Origin of the sequence: Williamwhitmania sp. (assembly GCA_035529935.1) — a bacterium.
Taxonomy (GTDB): Bacteria; Bacteroidota; Bacteroidia; order Bacteroidales; family Williamwhitmaniaceae; genus Williamwhitmania.
Genome location: DATKVT010000042.1, coordinates 1 through 26213, shown reverse-complemented (window position 1 = coordinate 26213; position 26213 = coordinate 1). Strand labels below are relative to the sequence as shown.

Below are 26213 nucleotides of genomic sequence, written 5' to 3'. Positions count from 1 at the left end.
CTTTTAGGATTTTTCATAGGTTAAGTTTTAGGTTTTTGAGATTTTAGGTTTGGGTAAAAGGGGCCGCTGCGAAGCGCTCCCTTTTTTGTTTTGTAGCGATAATAACATATAGCTATGCTTAGCTGTGGTTAAAACGCGTTAGCTGACCGGTAAGCTATCTTTGTAAGGTGATCAAGAGAAAATATTCACGATAATACTTTTAGGATTTTTCATAGGTTAAGTTTTAGGTTTTTGAGATTTTAGGTTTTGGGTAAAAGGGGCCGCTGCGAAGCGCTCCCTTTTTTTTACTTCAGATTAAGCCTAAAATAGCTGTCTTTATATCTATTTAAGTTGTCTTAGCTTTTTCATAGTTTATCTTTGCTAAGCAAACAAAAACAAACTTTCTTTCATAGGGTTTAAGGTGAAAAAAGGGAGGCAACGGCCTCCCTTCTTATTTGTATTATATTTCCTAAAACATTGGATCCCAAGGTGGCAGCATGGTTGGCTTTTGATCCAGAATCTTTTTGATATTATCCGGCACATACTTCTGGTTTACCACAAGGCGAAATAGGTAGTTGGAAAACCAATCGTCTGTGAATACTAGGAATCCATCTTGACCGGCCTTTGCTCCCCAGCTGTTCTCAAACTGCCATTTAGTAGTCTTTCCAGTGCTATCCACATCAACCCCAACAATGGCCATGCCGTGGGATGAACCGCTTTCGTGTGTAATAATGCGGGCTTTTTTATCCATACCAAACTTAACACCATAAAGCGATTGTAGGTCGTAGTTGTTTAGGTCGAGAGTGCCATCCTCCATGTTGAGCTGCTTGCCAACATCACAAGAACCGTAAAGAGGTTCATTATTTTTAACCGAAGCCAATGCCATTGCTTTAAGTTCATCGGCAGGAAGGTTAATGTACTTCCAATTTATGCCTTCCTCCACGTTTCGGTAATTCTCAATTTCGTAGAGTTTATAGTATGGACGAGATGGGTCGTTCATAAACATTACATAATCGTTGAGGTTAAGCTCTGGAAGCACCGCTTTGGCAAATTCCTGAGGTGTGTATGTCTTTAAAGGTGATATGGTATCGCCATTGGTTTTGTATCGCCATTGGAAGGTTGTAGGTGGCTCTCCAAGATTTAATGCCAGCATACGGTATACCTCCGAAAGCTGTTCTACCTTTTTATTCCTTATGTCGGCCATTTTTTTGCCACTATTTACCATGTCACGAAGTTCGAGCCCATCTTCGCGCAGCTTAGTGGTGATGGCTGAGATCATGCGCGAAGTATTGTTGCTGCTATTGGTTTCAGGCATGGCTTCTTTTGGAACCAGACCATACTTTTTTACTAGGTTTACAAAGGAGCTCCACACGCCACCATCGTCGACTGGTGATTTGAAATACCATTCCACAAGTCTATCGTCCATTGGCTTAGCTGCAGTAGCCATTGTATTCTCCAAAAAGAGGTTTGCCTTTTCAAAAATATCGTAGAAGTAGAGGTAGTTTTCAGAGAACTCAAACGATGGTATGTTGAGTTTCTCCATTACAACGGGGCGAAAAACGTTGAGGCTTGTGAACATCCAGCAGCGCCCGGAACTTTTTTGGTCGGTAATGCCATTAATTTTAATCTTATACTTAAAGTAGTTGTCTACTTTTCCTTCGTTTTCACGATTTACTGTAAGTTTCTTTACATCATTGTTAGTCAGGGCATTGGTGAGTGCTTTGGTTGAAGGGTCGTTGGCATTGTAGCCCAACTTAATTTTCCCTAAGGTTTCCGGGGTAATTTCTTGCTGTGCAATACTCCAGAAGGGAATTGCTAGAAGCAAGGCAATAATTGTAATTACTCTTTTCATGGTTGCTCTATTTGGATTAATACTGATTGAATTACTTGGGCACCTGCTACAATATAAAGTTTTATTCGCTGATACCCTAAATGATCTACCTCTTTTCCTATCGTGGTAGCTAAACTATTCAATAGCTACCGCCGTCCTAATTAGGTTTTAAATAAAACAGTAATTTGACCCTCGAAAAATCGTTTAGTTTACCAACAAAAAAGACGTATGAAAAAAATAGTTGCATTGATGTTTCTTGCTACCATAACCGTAGCAGGATTTTCTCAGAATCTGGTGTACAATCCAACCGCTGATGCTAAGACCGATATTCAGAAGGCTGTAGCACAGGCCAAGGTTGAAGGGAAAAATGTTTTTATTCAAGTTGGTGGTAATTGGTGCCCTTGGTGCATGCGCTTTCATGCACTTTCCGATACTACTCCTGCTATTAAGGAGGTTTTAACCAAGAACTATGTAGTGGTAAAGGTTAACTACAGCAAAGAAAATAAAAATGAGGCTGTTTTAGCGCAACTCGATTTCCCACAACGTTTTGGTTTTCCGGTGTTTGTTATTCTGAATAGCGAGGGAAAGCTTATTCATACCCAAAACTCATCCTATTTAGAGCAGGGTAAGGGTTATAGCGTTGAAAAAATTGTAGACTTTCTGAAAGGTTGGACGCCTGCGGCTATCGACCCAAAGTCGTATGAGAAGAAGTAACCAAATAAGTTTTAAAGGAAACGGGACGCTGAATTTCAGCGTCCCGTTTTTTGTTTACCTGTAAGAGTAACTCCGGTTTAAAAGTCAGGTACGTAGAAGTAGTGGCCAAGCCCGATGGTGTATAGCAAATTTCCCCAAATGGCATGCTCAAGGGCCACTGCCAACCAGGACTGATTCTTTTGGTAGTTCCTTGCCCAAAAGAGTCCAGCTACAAATGCTCCAACTACTGCCACCCAATTTCGAAAGATGATATGCAAAAAGGCAAATAGAAGTGCGTTTAGCAGAAGAACGGCTCTTCGTGAGCCAATAATCCTTCTATATCTAGCAAAGAAGAACGGGCGATAGATGAGTTCTTGAGTCAGGGCCGACCAGATAGGGTAGAATACCATTATTAAACCCCAAAGAAGTGGTTTGGTCCGTGGCAGAATAAACAAGTTATGCGGTTCAAATATTAGGGTGAGGGCCATAAGCACCAAAGCCACCAAACCAGCTTTTAAGAACAGCTCCTTCCACTCCCTAAACCCGTTAAAGCCCAGGTTTATGTTACTGAAGTTTTTACTGGTAAGAAGATAGATTAATGCGCCAGCGAATATTACAAGTAGCGGTATGGATTTATGTCCAGGAAGCAGGTTGAATAGGTAAAGCAATGGGCCTCCCACAAATATCAACGCCATTTCTAGCCACAGCCAAATGGAGGTGTAACTCCTTATTTTATTGGGTTGATGGTAATGGCTCATGCTCTCCTTAAATTCTTTCTAGCTTAACAACATTCTCCACGTGATGTGTGTGTGGAAACATGTCCACTGGTTGTACTTCAGTAACCTTGTATTTCTCGCTTAGAAGGGCCAGGTCGCGAGCTTGCGTTGCAGGGTTGCAGCTAACGTATACAATCCGCAGAGGTAATGCATGCAGAAGATTTTCGGCAACATCGGCATGAATTCCCGCGCGCGGAGGATCCAGAATAACCACGTCGGGATAGCCATGCTGCTCCATAAATTCAGGCCTAAGCATGTTTTTCATATCTCCGGCAAAGAATTCGGTGTTGGTAATGCCATTTATCTTTGAGTTTTCGACAGCGTCCTCAATGGCTTCAGGAACATACTCAATGCCCACCACCTTTTTTGCATTATGGGCAATAAAGTTGGCAATGGTACCGGTACCAGTGTATAAATCGTAAACAATTTCGTTACCAGTTAGTGCGGCAAACTTACGCGCAACGGAGTATAGCTGGTAGGCCTGCTTGCTGTTGGTTTGGTAGAACGATTTTGGACCAACCTTAAAATTAAGGTCCTCCATCTTCTCCATCATGTGGTCCTTCCCTTTAAAAACAATCACCTCAAGGTCGTTGATGGTGTCGTTTAGTTTAGGGTTTATCACATATTGTAAGGAGGTTATCGATGGAAACTTTTGGCCAAGATGGCTGAGCAGCCCCGGTATATGCTCTTCGTGGTTGTAAGCAAAAACCACAATCACCATCACTTCACCAGTTTCGGAGGTCCTGATGATGAGGTTGCGGAGCAATCCTTGGTGGCTCCGGTTATCGTAGAAATCGGCTTCGCTGTTGATGGCCCACTCGCGTGCTGCTAGCCTTATGGAGTTGGACGGTTCCGGCTGTAGGTAGCAGGTGTGAATGTCTAGGATTTTATCGAACATGCCAGGAATATGAAATCCCAGTGCCCTAGTATCCCTTATTTCTCCTTCATTGATTGCCTCTTCCTTCTTTATCCAGCGGCGGTTGGAGAAAGTGTATTCCAGCTTGTTGCGGTAGTGGGTGGTGTTTTCGGAACCTAGAATAGGGCTGATGGTAGGCAATGTCAACTTTCCAATCCTCACAAGCTGATCTTCAACCTGCTTTTGCTTGAAGTTGAGCTGTTCCGTATAAGGTAAAAACTGCCACTTGCAACCACCACAGGTGCCAAAGTGCTCGCAAAATGGCTCCTGCCGAATCGCCGAGAGCTTTACATATTCAGTAATATAACCCTCCATGTAGCTTGTCCGTTTGCGTGTAACTTGCACATTCACCACATCACCGGGAACGGCAAAGGGAACAAATAATACTTTATCGTTTACCCTTGCCAACGCTTTGCCTTCGGCTGCAACATCGGTAATTAGCACGTTTTCTATTAATGGCTTCTCCTTGTTTCTTTTCACCTGTATAAACTTTATTTTGCTGCAAAGATAGGAGGATTTGGCAAACCTCTCCGCTAGGATTTATTCATCAAAAGCAATTCTGCGGTTGGAAATTTCATAAATTGCACCATCAAGCGGTTGGGGTATGGATACAATAACGCATTTGGCGCTTGGCGCTGTAATAGGCGAAATAGTTGGGGGGAAGGTTGTCGGTAAAAAAGCTGCCTTGGTTGGTGCAGTAGTGGCCATTTTACCCGACCTCGATGTAGCTGTTCAGCCATTTCTTCCATCGGCAACAGCAATGCTGTTTCATAGAGGCATTACCCACTCCCTGCTTTTCTGGCTGGTTGTATCACCGTTGTTAGGATTGCTCGTTTGGAAGTTATTCAAGGACACCAATAAGTTGCTTTGGATAAAACTCTGCGTGGCAGCTTGGTTTTCCCACATCTTTATCGATAGCTTCAACTCCTACGGCACTGCCCTGTTTCTTCCCTTCTCCAGCTACCGGGTTTCGTTGGGAGTGCTTGGTGTGGTTGATTTGTTTATAACGTTGCCGCTGCTCGCTTTTGCTGTTGGGCTGATCTTTTTCAAAATGCAAAATCGATTGAGTATTGCTAAGTGGCTGTTGGCTTTTACCCTGTTTTATATGGCGTTGGGAGTAGTTTTACAACAAAATATGAAAGCAAAGGCTCGGCGCGAATTTGCACAGGAAGACATTACGGTAAGGTCGATACACGTTAGGGCATTGCCGCTTTCAATACTGGCGTGGCAGGTGGTTGGCGAAACCGATAGCAGCTTTCTGCTGACTCATAGAGGTATTGCCGAGCAGGGAGCGTGGCATTTCACCAACTTTCCTAAACGCTGGGAGCTGCTACAACAATATGGTAGCAACAAGGAGGTAATGCGCGCCATTCGCTTCACACAAGGGCAGTATGCCGTTAAGGCAGATGGCGATACGCTTTGGATTTCCGACCTAAGAATTGCCCCAATGATGCTGAAAGGTAGTAGCACTCAATTTGTGGTTTCATTTCCTGTAATCAATGCTGTTGGTTGCATAACTGTTGGCCGAGCTTATCCCAAGCGAGTATTTTCACGGGAGTCGCTCAAGGCTTGGGCCTCGCACACCTTTTAAATGTTTCATTTGCTACTTTCATCTTTATCTTTTTTTAATATGGTGCTGCTATGTGCCACACAATCAATCTAATGTGTCTTTATTTTTATAATAACTAATTAATTAGTTGACAAACTAAAAACATAGTTGTATATTGCACAAAAGTTTTAATCATGGATGAGCATAAAGAGTTAACGCGAGCCGAAGAGGAGGTGATGCAGGTCTTGTGGAAGCTGGAGAAGGGTTTTGTAAAGGACCTTCTCGATAAATTTCCAGAACCCAAACCTGCCTATAACACGGTATCTACCATTGTTCGGATACTAGAAAAGAAGGGTTTCGTGGAGCATAATGCGTATGGAAAAACCCATGAGTATTTTCCGTCTATCTCCAAGAAGGACTACTCTAAAAACCACATGAAAGGTTTTGTAAAGGGGTATTTCAGCAACTCCTTTAAGCAGATGGTTTCCTTCTTTGCCAAGGAAGAAAACCTTTCGGTGCAGGAGATGGAGGAAATAGTACGGCTCATGAATTCAGAAATTGAAAAGCAAAAATATCAGAAGTGATGAACGGTTACTTCATTTACCTAATTAAATCGAGCCTCTTTATGGCCGCATTCTGGATGGTGTATGCTTTATGGCTTCGCAACCAGACACATTTTACCATAAGCAGAATATACCTGCTGCTCTCCTTTGGACTTTCAATTGTGTTGCCCTTTGTGCATATACTGCTCCCTGCCGATTCAACCGTAAATAGAGGCATGAGTTATATTACCCAAGCTATACCAATGGTTACTGTTTATGGTAGTGGTTCAGAAACCCACGTTGGAGTGGTTACCATGCTCAGCTATGGCTACTGGTTGATATGCCTCTTCCTACTTGCTCTGTTAATCTTTCAAATCGCTAAGGTGGTGGTTCGCTTGAGGCGGGAGGAGCGACTATCGACCACCATTCCAGACCTCATTGTGGTGAAGGGAAGCCACTTTGACACGCCATTCTCCTTTTTTCACTTTGTTCATGTTCCTGATAATCGATATGACGAAAACCATTTAAACACGGTTTTGCACCACGAAACGGTTCACGTCCAAAAGCACCATTCGGCCGATGTGCTTTTGGCTTCCATTATCTGTAGTGTATGGTGGTTAAATCCGTTCAGCTGGTTGTTACTCAAATCGCTTAGGGAGGTGCATGAGTTCGAAGCCGACAGTATATCCAAGGAACACGGCGCCGGTTCTGCGGATTACATCAGGCTAATGCTGGAAACCTCCATGCCCGGATTTGCACCGGCATTGAGCACCGGCTTTAATAAACCTTTAACTTTAAAACGATTAGCTATGATTACAAAAGAGAGGTCAACCCAAATTTCGGCGTTAAAGTATTTGCTGGTGATTCCTGCAATGCTACTGCTGGTATTCATCTTTAGCACTAGCTCGTGCTCCAACAATGCACCAAAGGAGCAGCCTGAAGGAATGATTGCACCTCCACCACCTCCTCCGCCACCACCACCACCTGCACCGGATTCTACTGCAGTGACTACGGATTCAAAGGTTGAAAACGCTCAGAATTCTTCAAGCATTAAAGAACAAGTATTTTTTACTGTGGAAAAAATGCCCAGCTTTCCCTATAAAGGTTTGGCTAAAACAGAAGGGTTTCAAAAGTATATTGGAGACAACCTGAAATATCCCAAGGAGGCGATGGATAAGCAAATTCAGGGAAAGGTATATATTTCCTTTGTTGTGGAAGCCGATGGCTCAATGTCGGATATAAAAATTGTCAGAGGAGTTGATAAGTATCTAGATGCTGAGGCTTTACGAGTAGTTACTGGTGCACCTAAGTGGATTCCTGGAGAGCAAAGAGGCAAGAAGGTTAGGGTAAGCTTTACCTTCCCCATAATGTTTGCGCTGAAGTAGGTTTTGGAATGGTTCGAAAATCCATTTTTATGTTTGCTGTATTTCTGGGCTGGGGTCAATTGCTCCCAGCTCAGGAATATGGTGAGTTAAGCATGGCCTTGATACAGGGACGCTATGCCGAGGTTATTTCCAACGGACAGACCCTTGGTGACTCTGTGGCCCATAATCCAAAATTTCTGGAGATAATGGCCTTGGCACATGAGGGGCTTGGGCAGGATCAGCAGGCATTGGAATATTACCAGAGGGCTCTTACCCTTAGCCCAAAAAATGTGTCCTTGGAGAACAGTGTTGGAAGATGCTTGCTTTCCTTGGGACGGGTTAAGGAGGCAGAGAATGTATTTACCGAGGTAGTGCATACCGATTCGCTAAATTTTTTTGCCAACAGTCAGCTGGCAAAAATATACTTTTTACAGAGGGATTATCGTAAGGCAATGGAACGCTATGGACAGTTGTCCATTATGGATACCTCCAATTACTACTTCTGCAAGCAGCTCGGTGAATGCTACAGCCGGTTGGGCTTTAATCCTTTTGCCGTCGAGATGTTTTCACAGGCTTTTCGCTTGAATCCTCGCGATGCAGGGCTCACCGTTTCCTTGGCAACTGCCCAGGTCAACGACGGCAATATAGAAGAGGCCTTAGCCGAATGTGAAGCATTCGAGCACTTCGATTCGCTAAATGTGCCCGTATTGCGCTACAAGGGTTACACCCTACTTCTGCTTCGAAAATTCGATGAGGTAGAGGCTGTAATGCACAAGCTGCTCAGCATTGGTGATACTTCCGCTTTTACCTATTCATGCTTGGGCTTTGCACTCAACTGGAATGGTCTTATTTACCAAAGTGTAGAGCCGTTGGAAAAGGCATACAAGCTCGACACCACCAACTTTAAAGTAATCACCACGTTGGCTTCTGCCATAGCTGCTACCTACGACCCAAAAACAGGGCTTGAGTATTTTGATAAAGCGGAGGCACTAATTTCGCCGAGGCCTTTCGACTTGGCAGAAATAGTGGGGGGGAGAGCGCATATTTATGAAAAGTTAGGCAAAGTAGAAATGGCCTACAACCTCTACAATAAGGCCTTTGCTATAGATTCATCCAACATTTTAAACCTTTATAACGCGGCCATGGTAGCCTATCAGCATGGTCATATAAAATGGGCAAGGGAGAGTTTCCGCCAATTTGTGGTTCAGTTCGACAAGAAGGTGCTGCTTGGTTCGCAAATGGATGCAAATCAGCATGATGCATATGAAACGGCAAAATTCTATTTAAAACGGTTGAAAGAGCAGGACTTTTTTGAGGCGGATTCCGCAGTTTATAGGGTATCCGATAATAAATCGCACGGTGAAAATTAAAATCCTATTGCATAGCATATTTTCTCGAACAACCTTCCTACCTTTGCGGTGTTCTTAGGCAACAAAATAGAAGCAGATGTTTTTTGTTGGTGTTTCAGGAAGTTTCTTACCATATATTCTTGCCATTGCCTTTTCGTGGGTAGTGTTTGGCAAGGCTATGTTCAATGGTGAATCGGGGAAGCACGGCAACACTGAGCCAACTACTATAACGGTTGCAAAGCAGGCCCCAGCTGAAACACCACACAAGGCATTCCATTATGCTCATGTTAGCTCATTTGCCTCACTGGTTGAGGAGTTGCTGTGTTTGCGCTGCTCATTTTCTGTAACCAGACCGTTAGAGTCAAGTTTTTGGATATGTACCGCTTTTTTGCTCTCGCCAGAGAAGCGTGGCCCCCCCATGTGCTAGCAATACAATTTCTTTTTCCTGCTGAGGGTTGAGCCGAGGGCTCATTCGTCTTAGCTTGATGCTTTGTATACAGAAAGATTGTGTATGCGAGCATGGATAAGTGTTTTGCTAATACATGAAAATACAAAATGAAAATAAAAGAAAAGTTATTCTTTGTGCTACTTATGCTGCTTTCCCTTGGTAGCCATGCACAGGAAGTAAAGGTTTCAGGGTTAATTATTGATGAGGAAACTCAGGCCGCACTGCCGGGTGCCAATGTGATGGTAAAGGGAACATTTCTCGGCACGGCATCCAGAAATGATGGCAGCTTTGAACTCAAGATGCGAAGTGGCAGCTACATCCTTCAGGTCAGCTACAGTGGATATCAAACTACTGAGGTTAAGGTAATGGCTCCAGCATCTGGATTGAATATTGCGCTTAAACCGGTTGCATATGATATCCAAAATGTAGTGGTTACTGCCACCAAAACTGAGCGGGCGCTTTCGGAAACGCCGGTAATCACGCAGGTAATTCCTGCCAAAATCATTCAGCAAACCGCTGTGCCTAGCGTTGCCTCTCTCATTGAACTTGCTGTACCGGGAGTAGAGGTGGCACAAGCCGATAATGGAACTTCGTTGAAGGTTCAGGGGCTCAGTCCGCAATACACCCTTTTTCTGGTAGATGGTAACCGCATTGCTGGTGATACCAAGGGCGATATTGACTATTCACGTTTAAACCTTGTGAATATTGACCACATTGAATTTGTAAGAGGAGCCACCAGTACGCTTTACGGCTCCAATGCCATTGGAGGAGTGTTTAACATCATTACCCGCAAGCCCAATACCCCTTTTGAAGCAACCGTTCTTAGCCGTTTTGGTGCCTATGGTGATCGAAACGTTGGAGCCTATGTCGGTTCTAAGGTGGGTAGGCTCGGCATCGATGGTGTTTACGACTACAAGTCAACCAATGGTTACGATCTTCAGCCGGATGTTCCGGGGAAGACTTTGGAGGCCAGCAATTCCCACAGCTACACCCAAAATGTATTTTATAACCTAACTCCTCGGCTTGAGATTTCAGGGAAGGCAACATACTATACCAAGAAGTTGGATCATTCTAGCCCCTCAAGCTACGATCAGAGAAACAACGACTTTAGCTACTCTGGCAAGCTAGGTTGGATGCTTGGGAAGGATGGTAAGTTGGATGCCTCCTGGCTTAGTGACCGCTATAAAACGTATAATTTAATTCCTCAGCCTAATGGAAGTGATGACCAGAGTATTCAGTACGACAATCGTTACTATGAGGCAAGAAGTCAATACTCTACTTCCATAGGATCGTTCCAAAAGGTGGTTGCAGGTCTCGATGGTGTTACTGAAAAGTTGAACTCTCCACGTGATAGCATTACCAATCGCAGCTATTCTAACATGGAAGCCTTTATTCAGGATGAAGTAAGGCTATCCTACAGTCTATCCTTGATTGCAGGTGGACGATTTGTACATAACTCTGCATTTGGAAATCATGCCACCTATCAGGCTAATTTGATGTATAAAATTTCCAAGTTCTCATTCAGAGGTGGTTTTGGAACCGGATATAGAACACCGGGCCTAAAAGATTTGTACATCCAATACCGAATCCCCAGTGGCTATCCGCTCTTTATTTATGGTAATCCAAACCTAACGCCGGAAAATTCCAACTATCTCAATTTTTCTGTGGAGTACAGCGTTGCAAAGTTTAATACCTCACTATCGGCGTATCGGAATAATATCACAAATATGATTTCCGACCAGTTTGTGGGTGTAAACAATGGCGTGAACGATTACACCTATGCTAACTACGGAAAAGTAGAGGTGAGGGGAATTGATTATTTGATGAGCTTTAGGCTCAATCACAGTTTTGGTGTCTCTGGGGGGTATAGCTTTATCTATTCGGAGGACAAGTCAACTGGTCTTCAGATGTTTGGCACTCGAAAGCATTCGGCTCGTTTGAATTTTGATTACAATTTTGCCAAGGGTTATTATAGCCTCAACGCAAACCTACAGGTAAAGTATTTGGGAAAGATGGAGCAGGAGTATTTCGACCAAGCTACATACCAAAGCTATCCCATAATGCTCTCCGATTACTTTATGGCCAACCTTGCAGTTTCGCAGACATTCTATACACAACTCACGCTCACAGTTGGAATTGATAATCTATTTGACTACACCGACAAAACACACCTTTCTACCTATAGCCCGGGCCGTACCTTTTTTGTGGGCCTGAGATATGATTTTGATTAGCAGATAGTCCGTTGTTACTAAAAAAGAAACCCCGAGGATTGCTCTTCGGGGTTTTATTTTAGTTGCAGATTTACAACATTAGAACATGATGAACTTTTCCTTTGGTGTTTGGCAGAAAGCACAGAAATCGTCCACGTGGGCAGCATCGTAAGTATTGCCGCATTTTGGACAAACTGCCCATGCAACTGGCAAACCGGTTTCAGAGTTTGTGTTGTTGAGGGCGTCGAGCGCATTCTGGTAAAAAACTTGATGTTTCTTTTCGGTATCGAACGCCCATGTGAAAGACGTTATAGCTTCAGGCACCTTCTCCTCCATTGCTGCTTTAATGAATTCTGGATACATGGTGGTGTTTTCATACTGTTCACCCTTGATGGCATCTTCCAGATTTTCCTTAGTGGTCATAACAGTAAAAGAATCTGCCTTTGCAGTGAATTCAACTCCTAGCTTAGTTAGTGCAGCCATGTGGTTGTTAGCGTGGATGCTTTCAGCCTTGGATGTCGCATCAAACATCTTGGCGATGGTGTCATAACCTTCGGCACGAGCTTTTGCAGCAAAGGCTGCATATTTAGCACTTGCTGTTGTTTCACCGGTAATTCCAGCTTTTAGATTTTCGATGGTTTTTACTGGAGTAGTTTTACTACAGCTTCCCAAGAGCATAGCACCAGCAGCGAAGGCTGCTAAAGAAAAGATTGCAAACTTTTTCATCTTGATTACTTTTTAGGTTAGTAAAGTTGAAAAATTATATTCCAATCATATAACTGAAAACAAGTGTCCCTCCATAAAATCCTGTAATTCCTACAAATATTGCACTTAGTGCATACAGGGTAAAGTATACCCATCTGAGTGAAGTCTCCTCCTTTTTTTTAATCATTAGGTAGAGGCGAACTAGCAGGGTTAAAATTACCGTTCCAAGCGTTATGCTTGCAAATAGTTCATGAATTTCTTGTATTCCACCGGCAGCTCCAGCTAAGTCATTGGTGAAAAACTCACCAGCAAGATAGGCTGCTATGGCACCAAGGGTACCAAGTATCAGCAGGTAAAATCCTGCCCTACTGAGACATTGTTCCTTCTTAATGATTAGGTGAAATACTTCTAGTGCAAATCCAGCTATTATCAGTGCAATAGGAAAGTGCACAAGCATTGGGTGTAAATGACTAACGCTAAACATAGGCTTTATTTTAAGTTAGATAGGAGTAAAGTTATGGTAAAAATCAATACCATAAACAATACAATTCATTTGTTGGGTGAATGATTGAATTAATCCTAAAGAGAATAACCATGTGGATATTTTCTCCAATAGTATTATACCTTAACATCCCATTCAAAATAGCTACTTTTGCAGCTTAAACGGCTGGACGAAGATGGTTTCTATTAGTGATATATGGGTTTCCTTTGGTGGGTTCGACCTCCTCAAGGGGGCCACTTTTATGGTGAATCAGCGCGACCGGATTGGTTTGGTTGGACGAAACGGTGCAGGAAAGTCTACACTGTTGAAGATTTTGTATGGACTACAAAAGCCCACCTCCGGCATTGTGAGTGGTGTTTCCGGGGTTACCATGGGTTATCTTGCTCAAACCATGGAGGTGAAGGATGGAAAGACAGTAACTGAGGAGGCTTCGCTGGCGTTTTCCGATGTGCTGGAATTGGAGAAGGAGATGGCACGTATTAGTGCCGAGGTGTCTCACCGAACCGATTATGACTCGGAGGAGTATGGCCGCTTGGTGGCAAAGCTCTCCGACCTAAATGAACATCATGCACTTCTTGGGGCTGCCGGCTTAGAAGGAGAAGTGGAAAAGACGCTTTTGGGCTTGGGTTTTGAAAGGCGCGATTTTGAGCGACAAACCTCTGAGTTCTCCGGTGGATGGCGCATGCGAATTGAGCTGGCCAAAATTCTGTTGCGAAGGCCAAACCTTATTCTGCTTGATGAGCCAACCAATCACCTCGATATTGAGAGTATTCAGTGGCTCGAGGACTACCTAAAGGAGTATGCAGGTGCCGTAATTCTTATCTCGCACGATCGAGCATTTCTCGATAATGTAACCAACCGAACGGTAGAGATTGTTCTTGGAAAAATACATGACTATAAGGTCTCCTATTCTCAATATGTGGTGCTTAGGAAGGAGCGTCGCGAGCAGCAGCTCTCAGCCTACCGTAACCAGCAGAAGATGATTGAGGACACCGAGGATTTTATTGAGCGATTTCGATACAAGGCCACCAAGTCGGTGCAGGTGCAGAGCAGAATTAAGCAGCTCGATAAGGTTGATAGAATTGAAATTGACGAGGAGGACAACTCTGCATTACACATAAAATTTCCACCTGCGCCGCGTTCTGGACAAATTGTGATGGAGGCAGAAAATCTCACCAAGGCGTTTGGCGATCACGTCATTTTCTCGGATGTAAATCTTAAAATTGAGCGAGGCGAAAAGGTCGCCTTTGTTGGTCGCAATGGAGAGGGGAAAACCACGCTTTCTCGCATTGCGGTTGGTGACCTTGATGCCACAGTAGGCCATGCAAAGTTGGGCTACAACGTCAAACTGGGCTACTTTGCACAGAACCAGGACGACCTGATGGATGGTAATATGACGGTGTTCGATACCATCGACCAGATTGCTGTTGGCGATATTAGAACCAAAATTCGGGATATTCTTGGTGCATTTCTCTTCAGGGGCGAGGATGTCGATAAGAAGGTAAAGGTGCTTTCGGGTGGTGAGCGGTCAAGGCTAGCCATGGCTAAGCTGATGTTTCAGCCATACAACCTCTTGATCCTCGATGAGCCAACCAACCACATGGACATGCTTTCCAAGGACATCTTGAAGGAAGCACTGAAAAAGTATGATGGAACGCTGATTGTTGTTTCCCACGACCGTGAGTTTTTGGATGGATTGGTAAGCAAGCTCTATGAATTTAGGGGTGGTAAGGTGAAGGAACATCTTGGAGGTATCTACGATTTTCTAAAGCGACGTAAGCTGGAATCGCTAAAGGAGCTGGAGCGAAAGACAACATTGGCACAGAGCCAGCAGGCCGATAGACAGGTTACTGAAAATAAGCTTTCGTATGCCGAGCGTAAGGAGATGGACAAAGTCATTCGAAAGGTTATATCACGAATTACCGAATGCGAGCGTCTGGTTGAGGCTAAGGAGGCCGAAATAGCCAAGATCGATGCCATGATGGCTAATCCAGAGCAGCATGCCATTGACCATACCGATGTTGATATTTTTAAACGCTATCAGGAGCTGAAGAAGGGTGTAGAGGCCCTTATGGTAGAGTGGGAGCAGCTCAGCTCGGAGAAAGAAAACCTGGAGAAGGAGAGGGGCATTGTGTAGCAATATTGAGTGCCTATATTTTGATTATCTTGCCTCGTAATATCATGTTAAGTCTTATAATGACATTTTAGCTATGGGCACACGCTTGAGGTTGAAGAGACATTTATTATTTGGTTTAGCCATAGTTTTCGCTGCTTTTTTGGTGTCGTGCGCTGGCAGCCGTAAGGCGCAGCAATCCATTCGGCTGACCGATATGTATAATCCGGGTGCCAACTCCATTCATCCAGAGTCGAAGGTGTTTCACCTTAGCGATAGCCTTTCTGAGCTGAATGTGGCCATTTATCCAACGGAGGTGCTGTTTAATATGGCCAATCCCGACTCGGTGCTACAGGGCAAGGTCAAAATTATCGCGCAACTCTACGATGTAAAGGATAGCTCAGTAGTTGTGGATACTGCCTCTGCAACCTTGGTGCTCAACCAGCAGAGTCTTGCAAAGAAGACCATTTTAACAAAACTGCCGCTACACGCGAAGATTGGCCATGCGTATATTCTCAACCTGTTGGTCACCGATGTTCTTCGGGAGCGTACCACCATTTCACTTTCGATGGTGGACAAGCTTAACCACAATACGGGGCAGTGGTACAGAACTACACTAGACGATGGTTCTCCCTTCTTCGGAATCTCATTAAAGCCGGGACAATCGGTGCGGGTGAACCACCCACTCAGAGAGTTGGATAGTGCTTACGTTTTCTACTATAAAAATTTACCTGTTGCCAAGCCACCTGTGGTTGCATTTCGGGTAGACTATCCACCTGCCGCCGATAGCGTGTGGAAGTGGAAAATTGCCGGAAGAGGTTTGACTCTTCCTTACAGTGGGGTTTATCTTGTTTGTGCTGATTCTATTCCCGGCAAGGGCGTAGTGCTGGGAAGTTTTAATTTGGGCTTTCCAAAGATTGTTACAAACGAGGATCTCCTAGCACCAATGGTTTATATACAACCGAACATTAACGATTCGTTGCTGCTAAGCGCTAACAAGAAGTTGCTCCTCGATAGCCTATGGCTTGCAAGGGCTGGTGACCACGAATCGGCCCGTGAGCTTATACGCATTTACTACAACCGGCTCTTCTTGGCAAACTACTTCTTTTCCTCCTACATGGAGGGGTGGAAAAGTGACCGTGGAATGGTGTTTATGATGTATGGCCTACCAAATCGGATTTTTCGGTATGGCAAAAACGAAGTTTGGGTGTATGGCACGGGCAAAGGGCAAAAGCTCACGCGATTCCACTTTGTATGCCGTCAAGGAGGGGCTAGCCCCAACGATTTTGTGCTCGATTACCGACGTTCCAGCAACCTTAAGTGGTCGCAAATACAGCAAGGGTGGAGCCGCGGCAAACCTTTTATTTTTGACGATGAGGACGAAGATGCACCAGATCAGTAAGATTCGCTATCTTTGCCCACTATTTTAAATTTTATGAACCGAAACAACTTACATAGCGTGAATAACTATCGAAAAGAGTATGGAAATGAGCTCAAGGAACGGGAGCGTGGGGAGCTAATTTTTGGCATTCGTCCGGTGATTGAAGCCATTAATGCAGGGAGAACCGTGGAGAAGGTGTTGATAAAGAAGGGGCTGATTGGAGAACTTTCCCAGGAGGTAGTTGATTTGGTAAAGAGCAATAACATACCCATGTCGTTGGTACCCATTGAAAAGCTCAACCGGGTCACCACCAAAAATCATCAGGGGGTAATTGCCTATATGTCACCCATTGAGTTTGCGCAGATGGAGGATTTAATACCAGCTCTCTTTGAGGCTGGCAAGGTTCCGCTTGTTGTTATGCTGGACCAAATTACCGATGTGCGTAATTTCGGTGCCATTGCACGAAGCGCTGAGTGCGCCGGAGCCGATGCAATCATAATTCCTACCCAAGGTTCGGCCCAAATCAATGCCGATGCGCTAAAAACATCAGCGGGTGCGCTCAACATTATTCCGGTTTGTCGGGTAAAGCTGTTGAAGTATGCATCCCTATTTCTGAAACAGAGCGGCTTTCAAATTGTTGCAGCCAACGAAAAATCATCGTCCACGCTATACGATATCGACTTTAAAATCCCAACTGTAATAGTGATGGGAGCAGAAGATACCGGTGTGTCGGCTGAAATTTTGCGCATGGCCAGTTACATTGTTCAAATCCCACTAATGGGCAAGATTGAGTCACTGAACGTTTCAGCCGCTGCTTCGGTTATGCTGTTTGAGGCTGTAAGGCAACGAACCGTGGGCCAAGCCTAATTTTGCTGTTGATAATAAGTGATTGCGAAAATAGAATTACTTGCTGAAAGGCAAAAAAGAACCCCGATGCTAATCGGGGTTTCTTGTGTATGCTAGAATGGGAGGTCGTTTATCTCCTCTTCGCCGCCAATGGGAGGCATTTCATCGAAAGAAGGTGGGGCTGACATTGGAGCACCAGTTGAAGATGAAGCAGCTGCTCCAGCACCTGCACCTGCACCCTCGCGGGAGATTCGCCAAGCACGAATGTCGGTGTACCAGCGGCCATTGAACTCCCTCGACTCCAGGTTGAAGCTGACCTTGAGCATATCGCCGGGCTTGGCTGAGTCAATATCCTTAATTTTGTCACCCCAAGCCGAAATGCAAATCTTTTTGGGATATTGCTCCGTGGTCTCCAGAATAAATTCCTGCTTTTCCCAAGTGCCATTACGACCAGTTCCAACCTGCTTCTCGAGCATCTGCACGAGCTTTCCCTGTATTTCTAAGGCCATTGTTACTCCTCCTTTATTTCAATTTTGATAATCTCGTCGCCCTTACGAATTTGGTCGAGAACCTCAAGACCTTCATAAACCTTTCCGAACACGGTATGTTGGCGATCGAGGTGCTGTGTGTTTTCCCTGTTGTGGCAGATAAAAAACTGCGAACCACCAGTATCGCGACCAGCGTGTGCCATTGACAGAACGCCTCTATCATGATATTGGTTGTTACCGTTGAGTTCACACTTAATGGTGTAGCCGGGGCCACCTGTTCCGGTGCCGTGGGGGCAGCCGGCCTGTACCATAAAATCAGGAATTACGCGATGGAATATTAGGCCGTCGTAGAATCCTGATTTCGACAACTTAACAAAATTCTCCACGGTGTTAGGTGCATCTTCCTCGAAGAACTTCACCTTCATAACACCCTTTTCGGTATGGATTTCAGCCGTTTTCATATACTTAGTTTTTGCTTGATTATTTACTTACAAAAGGATTACGAAGTAACGAAAAATGCCACGAAATACAAAATCAACCCTACCTTCTATTTGGAATAGCTCATTCAAAAAACAGCGTTGGTAGCAGGTTGTTGCGCAAAAGAGAACGCCACTCCAAAAATTGGAGTGGCGCCAGAAAACTTAACTATTTATTCGGAAATAAACTATTTCTTCATTTTCATTGGTTTGCCTGTTGGAGCAGCTGGTGCAGGAGCTGCAGGATTGTCGATGCTTAGCAACTCAACTTCAAAAACAAGTGTTGCGTAGGGTGGAATAATTGGGTTACGTCCAAATCGACCATAGGCAAGTTCAGCAGGGATATAGAATTTGTATGTTGAACCAACATTCATCCTTTCGAGACCGGCAGTCCATCCTTTAATTACACCGTTAAGGCGGAATTGGGCTGGCTCTTTTCTGTCGTAAGAGGAATCAAACTTGGTTCCATCAATAAGGGTTCCAATGTAGTTAACCTTAACAACGTCGGTTGCAATTGGTTTTGGTCCATTACCCTGCTTGATAACTTGGTACTGCATTACGGCAGTTTTCAGAGTGCCTTTACCACCGGGCATTTCGTCCATGTAGGTAACATGCATGGTATCGATACCAGGCTTTGAAGCATTTTGCTTCATGAAATCTTCACCAGCCTCAATATCCTTAGCATGCTTAATGTCGAACTGCTTCATGAGGTATGTTTGAATCACCGTTTGAGCAACCCGCTGGTCCATCATTGGCCGTAAGCTATCTTTACTCATTATATCGGAAATGGCAGCAGAAAGTTCATCAACGTTAATTTCTTTGATGTCGTTCTGGGCAAAACTTGAGCCAACGCTGATTCCAATGGCATAGCTGAGTGAGTCAACATCGGTCTTTAATTTTGCCGAGGACTTTGACTTTTGTCCACAGCTGGTCATTGCTACTGAACCCGCTGCTAATAGAATGAATGCAATTTTTTTCATTGTAAAGTATGTGTTAATTAGTCTGTTTAAGGAGCAAAGTTATAGATAAATTCAATAACGAGTGTTTGTTCACCGAAAATATTGTGTCAGATCAATAAACCATAACATTATTTAACACTCTAATCTCTGTTGGGTTTAGTTCTTCCTCTTATTTGGGGCGAATTTTAGCATTAATTGGTGGAATTATGATACTCACGAGCGCTTCCTGCGCGGAGCTTTATTTTTGATTTTGAGTTAATTCGCTTGATTAAAAATATCTTTCTAAAAGGATGGTTACAGCGGGAAAGACGATATTTGGCTTTTTATGAATAGAATAATCCATAGTATGTGTAACCCTTAAATAACTTAGTGTGAAAAAGTACGGTATATTTCTTATAATCATGGCCATGATGGCTTTTTCTGTTTCATGCACAATGCAAAATGGTAACAAGCCCAGCCCTGAAGCAGATCCATTATTATCCCACATCGATTCCACGGTTAATCCTGGAGATGATTTCTTTATGTATGCAAACGGAAAATGGTTTAAGGATCATCCCATTCCAAGTAGCGAGCAAGGAAACGGACTGTGGCAGTTGATTAGGGATACCATCAATTCACAAATTTTGTCTATTTGTCAGTCTTCGGTTTCCAAAGATTATGCAAAAGGGAGCAACAAACAGAAGATTGGTGATTTTTACTTCTCTGGAATGGATAGCTTATCCCTGAATCGGCAAGGAATTAAGCCCTTAATGAATGAACTAAGCCGGATTGATTCCATCTCAAATCTTAACGACTTAATCAAAGAAGTAGCTTATATTCATCAGGTTTCTAGCTCCCCTCTTTTTGGATTTTATGTTGCGCAGGATGACCGAATAAGTAGTAAATACGCAATTTACATTGCTCAGGGGGGGCTTAGCTTGCCCGATCGTAGCTACTATTTGGATCAAACTGATCGCGCAAAAATGGTTCGGAAACGGTTCTTGGAATACAGCAAATCGCTCTATACTACAATGGGCTATGATGAAAGGGATGCTTCAATTGCTGCTGATGGCTTATTAAATCTTGAAACAGCATTGGCAACGGCATCGCGTAAGCGTGAGGATACACGAGACCCATTTAAAAACTACCACAAACTCTCCCTAGGGCAGCTGTCGAAGCAAACAGCAAATATAAATTGGGCACTGCTGTTCAAGAGTGTAGGGTTGAATATGGTTGATTCTGTTGTTGTAGGTCAGCCAGAATTTTTAGATGCAGTGAATACCTACTTAAAAAGTTATTCGCTGAAGGATTGGAAAAACTACCTTAAGTTTCAATTCGTTAACGGGTTATCTGATTTTCTTGATGATTCAACCTATATGAAGTCATTCCGCTTTTATTTAACTACACTGAGGGGAATTGAAGAGCCGAAGCCTCGTTGGAAAAGGGTTGTTGGAGAAACCGACAAGCAATTGGGTGAACTCATTGGGCAGGTGTATGTGGCTGAATATCTACCTAAAGGCACTAAGGAAAAACTGCTCGAAATTGGGAATGCCATTAAGGTTGTATATGCTGATCGAATCAAAAACCTGGATTGGATGAGCGAGGCTACCAAAGTAAAAGCATTAAAAAAATTGGATGCTGTGATTATGAAAGTTGGGTATCCCGATCATTGGAAGGATCTAAGCAATATGGAAATCGATCGCACTTCCTACGTTAAGAATGTAATGCATGCAAATCTGTGGCAGTCTAATTTTATGTTTGCTAAATATGGAAAGCCAGTTGATCGCACCGAATGGGATATGGAGCCTCAATGGTACAATGCTTATTATAATCCATCAAACAACGAGATTGTAGTTCCTGGATGTAATATTTTGGTTCCCGGATTTGAGCATAAGTTAGCCGATGATGCCATTCTTTATGCCATTATAGGAGGCTCAACATTTGGGCACGAGATTACTCATGGATTTGATGATCAGGGGTGTAAGTATGATGAGTATGGAAACCTTAATAATTGGTGGACTTCGGAAGATAGGGCTCGGTTTTTGAAGAAAACAAAGATGATTGTTGAGCAGTTTAATGGATATGTTCCAGTCGACAACCTGCATATTAATGGCGATATGACGCAGGGCGAGAACATTGCTGACCTAGGTGGCATTGTCATGGGGTATGAAGCATTTAAGAAGACGAGTCAATATAAAAATAATGAAATCATTGCGGGGTTAACGCCTGATAAGCGATTCTTTTTAGCGTATGCCATGGCCTGGATGATTAACGACCGTCCGGAAGCTATTGCAAACCAAGTGCTTTCCGATGTCCATTCACCTGCAAAGTACAGAGTATTGGGCCCATTATCGAACATGCCAGCTTTTTATAAAGCATTTAATGTTAAGGAAGGTCAAGCTATGTGGCGCCCAGACAGCTTACGGGTGAAAATTTGGTAACGGATTTGTAGCAAGCTCAAATTATTAAAGCATACCCTATTCTCCAAGGGAATAGGGTATGCTTTTTATGTATGTAGTTAATATTAAGTATTGCAAACCTAATGGCTATGCGCTTGCTGTGGGGAGTCCTATTGGATGAATAGATGCTTTAGCCACTGCCATGGATAGGCCCAAAATATACGTGGTCCGGAGTATCGCATAACCTGCCTTATCTGTTCTCGGTAGCTTTTGCTGTAGCAGTGGATGGTGCACTTGGCGCAGGACGGCTTGCTCTCGCCATGGGGGCAGTGGTCTAAGCGCGCTTGTGCATAGTGCAACAGGTCATTACATTGGGGGCATAGCGTTTTGGTTCCGTGTTTTCCTCTGCAGTAGATGCCGATCATTAGACCAACGGTTCTTTTCTCTCGTTCTATTTTACTCATTCGGCATAATTACATTTTGTGGCCCTTACCATGTGCCTTTTTCCAGGAGGGCCGGGCAAACGTTCTACCTTAAATCCCGCTTCACGCAACGCTTTTTTTACGATTCCCTTGGAAGAGTAGGTTACCAGTATGCCACTAATGCTCATGGCCTCGAATAATTTCCGAAAAATGGCGATTGTCCAGAGCGAAGGTTGTGCTTCAGGGTCGAAGGCATCAAAGTAGACCAGGTCTATGCCGCTAGGCAGCTTTGCTGTAATTAAATCGACTTCGTGCTTTAGCAGCGAAAATCTGTCCGAAATTTCCTGTCTCGTATTCCATTGGCAAAGGTGCATCGACTCGAACTCCTTTTGCCAACCTCCAAGTTTGGTGGGGAAGTTGGCTTGGAGTGCATCCTCAGGTTTGAGTGGAAATAGTTCAACGGCTTCGTAGTTTACTGTAATTCGTGAGCGTTCCGCCTCAGTGAGCGTGAGCAGCGCGTTGAGGCCGGTGCCAAACCCCATTTCAAAAATCTGTAGGGAACTACGATTCCGCAGCTGCCGAAATCCAGCATCGATAAATACATGCATCGATTCCTGTATGGCCCCGTGCTGCGAGTGGTAGTGCTGGTTGAATTGTTTGGAAAAGAAGGTAGTAGAACCATCTTCTGTAACTGCTATATTAGGGTTCAATGGCGCAACTGAATAAATGTTAAAGTGCAAAAATACGAAATAGTTTTTCGGTACTGATATGGCATTATTGCGCTGTTTAGTATGTGGCAAGTCAGTGAGATATTTTTTCAATAAGCCAAAAATAGGGCAGCATCAAATTGCTGATTATGTGTTAAAGAACACGTGTTTGGATGAAACTACCTAACTAAACCACCGTATCAACGGGAGTGTTAATAGCTAGTAGTAGTTTAGGTTTAAAAAAGGGTGTCCTGAGAAATCAAGACACCCTTTTTATTTGCTGCACTATTTACTGTGCGTAGAAGTCAATAACTTTCTTGATTGCTCGCTGGCAAACTGGGCAAAAACCTTTCGCCGTGTTGGTTCTCATGCGGCAGTCAAACATCGGGCGGTAGATGCCCTTAGCCATGTAACCACCTCCCTCAAATACTCCAATCTTGTTTTTATATTCAGCGGTAGGAGGGGTAGGGATGGGAACATCCGGTTCCACCATATTTTTCCACTTGGAGTCGAAGTTTACCAGCGTGGTGAGGTTTGGTTCCCAAGGTTCAACCTTAAGGTTGTAGAAGTCCTCGTAGGGAGTTGAGGAGTCGAAGTATTCGTCGCCTAGACCCGCGAAGCTGTGCCCAAATTCGTGGATAAATACCTTGGGTGATAGGGCGTTGTGCGCGCTGCTAAGGGCGTAGTATCCGTATATTCCGCCACCACCATACTTACTGGAGTTAACCAGCACGTAGAGCGCATCGCAGGGAATATCGGTGGTAAGGTCGGCTAACGCTTTATAGTCGAATGTGGTTAGGTAGCGTTCCTCGTCGAAGGTGTAAAAGGTGGAAGAAGCAACTGTAGAGTTCCAAATATTCGCGCCAGGATTATCGGGGCCTGAATCCACCGAAGGCGATTCCACCAACCAAACGTTAAACTTATCCCTGCTCGATTTGTATGGCTCGTATGCAAATAGTGTGTCAACCAACCGCTTGGCATCGTTCACAAAGGTACCCATCTCCTGTTGCTGATATGCTTCGGCTACAATTACAAGGTCAACCTTATGTTCGGAATCACCACTTTTGACGATCTCCTCAACAGGGTTGAGCTGTTTCTTTTCGTGGTTAATAAACTTGGAGTGAGGGTCTACATCCATTGTAAACATTGGGTATAGCTTTCCATCTGCTTTTTTTCGTTCACAAATCTCAACCTTTACAGGATTTTTTGGAACGGGAATTCGAATACTTTGTGAAAATGCTCGTCCAACCTTTTTCGCTTCATCTGTAGTTCTCCACTCCTGAAAGAGAGATGAAAAACCCTTGTCAAAAATCAACTGGTTGGTTGCTTTGTCATATACCCTAAAGGCATATTCGCCATAGCTGTAAGGCTCAATGGTTTTGTCGGGATTTCCTCCCCACACTTTTTCGGAGTAGATGGCATCGAAGTAAGCCGTTTGGCTTTGAGCATTGCCGGCAAGGAAGAAGTCGAACCGAAGAGCACCGTTGGGTTCAAAGTAGCTGGAATAACTCGCCTCCTGTCCCAATAGGGTAGAGGAGATTAGGGTCAGAAGAACAATTACAATATTTTTCATAGTCTAGTGTTTTGAAGTTTTCGATTCGTGCAAACAGCCACGTATAAAGATCGATTTTTGAGGCATTGGTTTAATTGGAACAATGTATTAATCCACTATCCAGCCTAGGTTGTAGTGATTTGCAACCTCAGAAAGTTATGCCTAAATTTGTTTCTGTCAAAAACAAAGATGATGTATATGCACGAAATCCTTGAAAAATCAAGCCATTACTACCTAATGGGAAAGTTGGAGAATTGGATTGCCAGCTACTCGTTGGGTGATACGCTCGGCCTTTTAATGAAGATAATGATTGCCCTTTTGGCAATTGCGTTGGTGGCCTTTATCAGCGATTTCATCACCCGGAAGATTATTGTTTCTGCGCTTGTTCGCTTTGCTCGTAAGAGTAAGACACAATGGGACGATTTCTTGATTGATCGTAAGGTTTTTCATAAGCTGGCTCACCTTGTTCCAGCCATTGTTGTTTATCTGCTTATTCCTGTTGCCCTTGAGGATATTGCTCCTGTATATGTAACAGCTATACAGACAATTACGAAAGCATTCATGATATTGATTGGGCTTTTGTCGCTGGGTGCCTTCCTCGACGCGGCTAACGATGTATACCTAACCCTACCCGTTTCCTTAGAACGCCCAATTAAGGGTTACCTACAGATTGCCAAAATTGTGGCCTACTTCTTTGGTGGCATTGTAATTATTGCGCTCATTATTGGAAAGGATCCTGGAAATATTGTGGTTGGTTTGGGTGCATCGGCTGCTGTGCTTATGCTCATATTTAAGGATACCATTCTGGGGTTTGTGGCCTCCATTCAACTTTCGGCCAACAATATGGTGAAGATTGGTGATTGGATCGAAATGCCTTCGCGTAAGGCAGATGGAACGGTGATGGATATAACTCTTGCAACCGTTAAGGTTCAGAACTGGGATCGCACCATTACTACCATTCCAACATATGCGCTGGTGAGCGAATCGTTTACTAACTGGCGCGGCATGGAGCAGTCCGATGGTCGTCGATTTAAACGTGCAGTGCTTATCAATGTTTCCAGCGTTAAGTTCTGCTCTCAACCGCAACTCGAGAAGCTGAAGAAGATTCAGATTCTTCGTAATTATATTGAAGAGAAGGAGAAGGAGTTAAAGTCCTACAACGACCAAAACAATATTGAAGATACCATCCTTGTAAATGGGCGTAGGCTTACCAACTTGGGTGTGTTTCGTAAGTATTTGGAACTATACCTGATGAGCAATCCTAATGTAAATACGGAGACCACCCTTATGGTTCGCTTACTTGAGCCCAACGAGAAGGGGATACCCATGGAGATTTATGGTTTCTTGAAGGAGAAGCGTTGGGTATTCTACGAATCTATCTTGGGCGATATCTTCGACCACATGTTAGCCGTAATCCCCGAGTTTGAGCTAAAGATGTTCCAAAATCCCACCGGTGACGATTTTAAGAGTTTGGTGAATAGATAGAATACGAAAGTTGGACAGAAATTGGTTGGTAGTTAAGCGGAAGTTAGTCGAAGTAGACGTCAGGCTTAGATCCTGCAATGGTTGAATTGGAGGAGTAGGGCTGTGGAAGCAACATACCCTGCCACCACGGACCCTAACATCCGAAATACCTAAACCACTAATCTCCTAATTTTATTTGTATTTTTGGGCTGCCTTACTAAAATAAATACGTTGATGGCTAACCCACTAACCAAAAAAGAGCTATTAGATCAGCTTCAGGCCGAAGTTGATGCCTCCTTTTTATACAGGAAGCTAAGCGAACATACCGACGATTCTTCGCTTGCCGATATCTACCGGCAAATGTCGGAGATTGAGAAAATCCACATTGGTCGTGTTCTCACCATGCTGAAAGAGTTGGAGCCTAGCGCAACGCTGCCCAAACCATCCTATCAAACAAAACTTCAGGTGGGCGTTGGTAAGATTATCGGCTTCGATTTCATTCTCAATAACCTCATTAAGATGGAGGAGACCATGGGAAGCAACTCTCTCCAGTTGAAGAGGGA

At 43.9% G+C, this 26213-nt stretch carries 24 protein-coding genes; 13 read left to right on the top strand and 11 right to left on the bottom strand.

Annotated features, from left to right (window positions below; genetic code table 11):
• Positions 1–448: 448 nt before the first annotated feature.
• Entirely contained in the window at positions 449–1831 is a 1383-nt protein-coding gene (locus tag VMW01_02955) for a C1 family peptidase (GenBank protein HUW05198.1), read from the bottom strand.
• A gap of 207 nt (positions 1832–2038) precedes the next feature.
• On the opposite strand from VMW01_02955, the gene VMW01_02950 reads away from it, so the two are divergent.
• On the top strand, positions 2039–2524 hold the full coding sequence (locus VMW01_02950; protein ID HUW05197.1) for a thioredoxin family protein: 486 nt from the start codon (positions 2039–2041) through the stop codon (positions 2522–2524).
• 77 nt (positions 2525–2601) lie between these two features.
• Here VMW01_02950 and VMW01_02945 read toward each other — a convergent pair whose 3' ends face one another.
• Positions 2602–3261, bottom strand: coding sequence for a CPBP family glutamic-type intramembrane protease (locus VMW01_02945; protein HUW05196.1), 660 nt, complete (start codon positions 3259–3261; stop codon positions 2602–2604).
• 7 nt (positions 3262–3268) lie between these two features.
• Positions 3269–4675, bottom strand: a complete 1407-nt coding sequence (gene rlmD / locus VMW01_02940) for a 23S rRNA (uracil(1939)-C(5))-methyltransferase RlmD (GenBank protein HUW05195.1) — start codon at positions 4673–4675, stop codon at positions 3269–3271.
• A 124-nt stretch (positions 4676–4799) separates the two neighbouring features.
• On the opposite strand from rlmD, the gene VMW01_02935 reads away from it, so the two are divergent.
• From VMW01_02935 to VMW01_02910, 6 genes are all read left to right on the top strand, one after another.
• On the top strand, positions 4800–5786 hold the full coding sequence (locus VMW01_02935) for a metal-dependent hydrolase (protein ID HUW05194.1): 987 nt from the start codon (positions 4800–4802) through the stop codon (positions 5784–5786).
• 152 nt (positions 5787–5938) lie between these two features.
• Positions 5939–6328: a BlaI/MecI/CopY family transcriptional regulator gene (locus VMW01_02930; GenBank protein HUW05193.1), complete on the top strand. Its 390-nt coding sequence runs from the start codon at positions 5939–5941 to the stop codon at positions 6326–6328.
• Entirely contained in the window at positions 6328–7671 is a 1344-nt protein-coding gene (locus VMW01_02925) for a M56 family metallopeptidase (GenBank protein ID HUW05192.1), read from the top strand. The genes VMW01_02930 and VMW01_02925 overlap by 1 nt, the downstream gene beginning before the upstream one ends.
• 29 nt (positions 7672–7700) lie before the next feature.
• Entirely contained in the window at positions 7701–9020 is a 1320-nt protein-coding gene (locus VMW01_02920; protein ID HUW05191.1) for a tetratricopeptide repeat protein, read from the top strand.
• 76 nt (positions 9021–9096) lie between these two features.
• The gene (locus VMW01_02915; GenBank protein HUW05190.1) at positions 9097–9426 is read left to right on the top strand and encodes a hypothetical protein; all 330 of its coding nucleotides are present in this window, start codon (positions 9097–9099) and stop codon (positions 9424–9426) included.
• Between the two features lie 128 nt (positions 9427–9554).
• Positions 9555–11678, top strand: a complete 2124-nt coding sequence (locus VMW01_02910; protein ID HUW05189.1) for a TonB-dependent receptor — start codon at positions 9555–9557, stop codon at positions 11676–11678.
• Positions 11679–11756: 78 nt separating this feature from the next.
• Here the strand turns inward: VMW01_02910 and VMW01_02905 are convergent, their stop codons facing one another.
• Together VMW01_02905 and VMW01_02900 are read right to left on the bottom strand one after the other, a co-directional pair.
• The gene (locus tag VMW01_02905) at positions 11757–12383 is read right to left on the bottom strand and encodes a ferritin family protein (GenBank protein HUW05188.1); all 627 of its coding nucleotides are present in this window, start codon (positions 12381–12383) and stop codon (positions 11757–11759) included.
• Positions 12384–12417: 34 nt separating this feature from the next.
• The gene (locus VMW01_02900; protein HUW05187.1) at positions 12418–12846 is read right to left on the bottom strand and encodes a DUF2231 domain-containing protein; all 429 of its coding nucleotides are present in this window, start codon (positions 12844–12846) and stop codon (positions 12418–12420) included.
• A gap of 193 nt (positions 12847–13039) precedes the next feature.
• Between VMW01_02900 and VMW01_02895 the strand changes: the two genes are divergently transcribed.
• From VMW01_02895 to rlmB, 3 genes are all read left to right on the top strand, one after another.
• On the top strand, positions 13040–15001 hold the full coding sequence (locus VMW01_02895; protein HUW05186.1) for an ABC-F family ATP-binding cassette domain-containing protein: 1962 nt from the start codon (positions 13040–13042) through the stop codon (positions 14999–15001).
• 73 nt (positions 15002–15074) lie between these two features.
• Entirely contained in the window at positions 15075–16379 is a 1305-nt protein-coding gene (locus VMW01_02890; protein HUW05185.1) for a GWxTD domain-containing protein, read from the top strand.
• A 33-nt stretch (positions 16380–16412) separates the two neighbouring features.
• Positions 16413–17225, top strand: coding sequence for a 23S rRNA (guanosine(2251)-2'-O)-methyltransferase RlmB (gene rlmB, locus VMW01_02885; protein HUW05184.1), 813 nt, complete (start codon positions 16413–16415; stop codon positions 17223–17225).
• Between the two features lie 92 nt (positions 17226–17317).
• Here the strand turns inward: rlmB and VMW01_02880 are convergent, their stop codons facing one another.
• The 3 genes from VMW01_02880 to VMW01_02870 form a co-directional block, all read right to left on the bottom strand.
• Complete coding sequence (locus VMW01_02880) at positions 17318–17713, bottom strand: DUF3127 domain-containing protein (protein HUW05183.1); 396 nt, start codon at positions 17711–17713, stop codon at positions 17318–17320.
• Between the two features lie 2 nt (positions 17714–17715).
• Positions 17716–18153 carry a peptidylprolyl isomerase gene (locus tag VMW01_02875; GenBank protein HUW05182.1) on the bottom strand — a complete coding sequence of 146 codons (438 nt, stop codon included), beginning with the start codon at positions 18151–18153 and terminating at the stop codon, positions 17716–17718.
• Between the two features lie 203 nt (positions 18154–18356).
• Positions 18357–19148 carry an FKBP-type peptidyl-prolyl cis-trans isomerase gene (locus tag VMW01_02870; GenBank protein ID HUW05181.1) on the bottom strand — a complete coding sequence of 264 codons (792 nt, stop codon included), beginning with the start codon at positions 19146–19148 and terminating at the stop codon, positions 18357–18359.
• 350 nt (positions 19149–19498) lie between these two features.
• On the opposite strand from VMW01_02870, the gene VMW01_02865 reads away from it, so the two are divergent.
• On the top strand, positions 19499–21547 hold the full coding sequence (locus tag VMW01_02865) for a M13 family metallopeptidase (protein HUW05180.1): 2049 nt from the start codon (positions 19499–19501) through the stop codon (positions 21545–21547).
• Positions 21548–21675: 128 nt separating this feature from the next.
• Here the strand turns inward: VMW01_02865 and VMW01_02860 are convergent, their stop codons facing one another.
• The 3 genes from VMW01_02860 to VMW01_02850 form a co-directional block, all read right to left on the bottom strand.
• Complete coding sequence (locus VMW01_02860; GenBank protein ID HUW05179.1) at positions 21676–21969, bottom strand: nitrous oxide-stimulated promoter family protein; 294 nt, start codon at positions 21967–21969, stop codon at positions 21676–21678.
• Positions 21966–22637 carry a tRNA (5-methylaminomethyl-2-thiouridine)(34)-methyltransferase MnmD gene (mnmD, locus tag VMW01_02855; protein HUW05178.1) on the bottom strand — a complete coding sequence of 224 codons (672 nt, stop codon included), beginning with the start codon at positions 22635–22637 and terminating at the stop codon, positions 21966–21968. The genes VMW01_02860 and mnmD overlap by 4 nt, the downstream gene beginning before the upstream one ends.
• Positions 22638–22923: 286 nt before the next feature.
• Entirely contained in the window at positions 22924–24207 is a 1284-nt protein-coding gene (locus tag VMW01_02850) for a M64 family metallopeptidase (protein ID HUW05177.1), read from the bottom strand.
• Between the two features lie 177 nt (positions 24208–24384).
• On the opposite strand from VMW01_02850, the gene VMW01_02845 reads away from it, so the two are divergent.
• Positions 24385–25671, top strand: a complete 1287-nt coding sequence (locus VMW01_02845) for a mechanosensitive ion channel domain-containing protein (protein HUW05176.1) — start codon at positions 24385–24387, stop codon at positions 25669–25671.
• A 213-nt stretch (positions 25672–25884) separates the two neighbouring features.
• On the top strand, positions 25885–26213 hold a 329-nt coding region (locus VMW01_02840), incomplete at its 3' end, for a ferritin family protein (GenBank protein ID HUW05175.1).

Excerpts from the sequence above, each read along its gene's own strand:
- VMW01_02935 (HUW05194.1), top strand. The coding sequence starts at position 4,800 with ATGGATACAATAACGCATTTGGCGCTTGGCGCTGTAATAGGCGAAATA.
- VMW01_02900 (HUW05187.1), bottom strand. The coding sequence starts at position 12,846 with ATGTTTAGCGTTAGTCATTTACACCCAATGCTTGTGCACTTTCCTATT.
- VMW01_02895 (HUW05186.1), top strand. The coding sequence starts at position 13,040 with ATGGTTTCTATTAGTGATATATGGGTTTCCTTTGGTGGGTTCGACCTC.
- VMW01_02890 (HUW05185.1), top strand. The coding sequence starts at position 15,075 with ATGGGCACACGCTTGAGGTTGAAGAGACATTTATTATTTGGTTTAGCC.
- VMW01_02870 (HUW05181.1), bottom strand. The coding sequence starts at position 19,148 with ATGAAAAAAATTGCATTCATTCTATTAGCAGCGGGTTCAGTAGCAATG.
- VMW01_02850 (HUW05177.1), bottom strand. The coding sequence starts at position 24,207 with ATGAAAAATATTGTAATTGTTCTTCTGACCCTAATCTCCTCTACCCTA.
- VMW01_02915 (HUW05190.1), top strand. The coding sequence starts at position 9,097 with ATGTTTTTTGTTGGTGTTTCAGGAAGTTTCTTACCATATATTCTTGCC.
- VMW01_02930 (HUW05193.1), top strand. The coding sequence starts at position 5,939 with ATGGATGAGCATAAAGAGTTAACGCGAGCCGAAGAGGAGGTGATGCAG.
- rlmB (HUW05184.1), top strand. The coding sequence starts at position 16,413 with ATGAACCGAAACAACTTACATAGCGTGAATAACTATCGAAAAGAGTAT.
- VMW01_02920 (HUW05191.1), top strand. The coding sequence starts at position 7,701 with ATGTTTGCTGTATTTCTGGGCTGGGGTCAATTGCTCCCAGCTCAGGAA.
- VMW01_02950 (HUW05197.1), top strand. The coding sequence starts at position 2,039 with ATGAAAAAAATAGTTGCATTGATGTTTCTTGCTACCATAACCGTAGCA.
- VMW01_02925 (HUW05192.1), top strand. The coding sequence starts at position 6,328 with ATGAACGGTTACTTCATTTACCTAATTAAATCGAGCCTCTTTATGGCC.
- VMW01_02945 (HUW05196.1), bottom strand. The coding sequence starts at position 3,261 with ATGAGCCATTACCATCAACCCAATAAAATAAGGAGTTACACCTCCATT.
- VMW01_02845 (HUW05176.1), top strand. The coding sequence starts at position 24,385 with ATGCACGAAATCCTTGAAAAATCAAGCCATTACTACCTAATGGGAAAG.
- VMW01_02875 (HUW05182.1), bottom strand. The coding sequence starts at position 18,153 with ATGAAAACGGCTGAAATCCATACCGAAAAGGGTGTTATGAAGGTGAAG.
- VMW01_02955 (HUW05198.1), bottom strand. The coding sequence starts at position 1,831 with ATGAAAAGAGTAATTACAATTATTGCCTTGCTTCTAGCAATTCCCTTC.
- VMW01_02910 (HUW05189.1), top strand. The coding sequence starts at position 9,555 with ATGAAAATAAAAGAAAAGTTATTCTTTGTGCTACTTATGCTGCTTTCC.
- VMW01_02905 (HUW05188.1), bottom strand. The coding sequence starts at position 12,383 with ATGAAAAAGTTTGCAATCTTTTCTTTAGCAGCCTTCGCTGCTGGTGCT.
- VMW01_02880 (HUW05183.1), bottom strand. The coding sequence starts at position 17,713 with ATGGCCTTAGAAATACAGGGAAAGCTCGTGCAGATGCTCGAGAAGCAG.
- VMW01_02860 (HUW05179.1), bottom strand. The coding sequence starts at position 21,969 with ATGAGTAAAATAGAACGAGAGAAAAGAACCGTTGGTCTAATGATCGGC.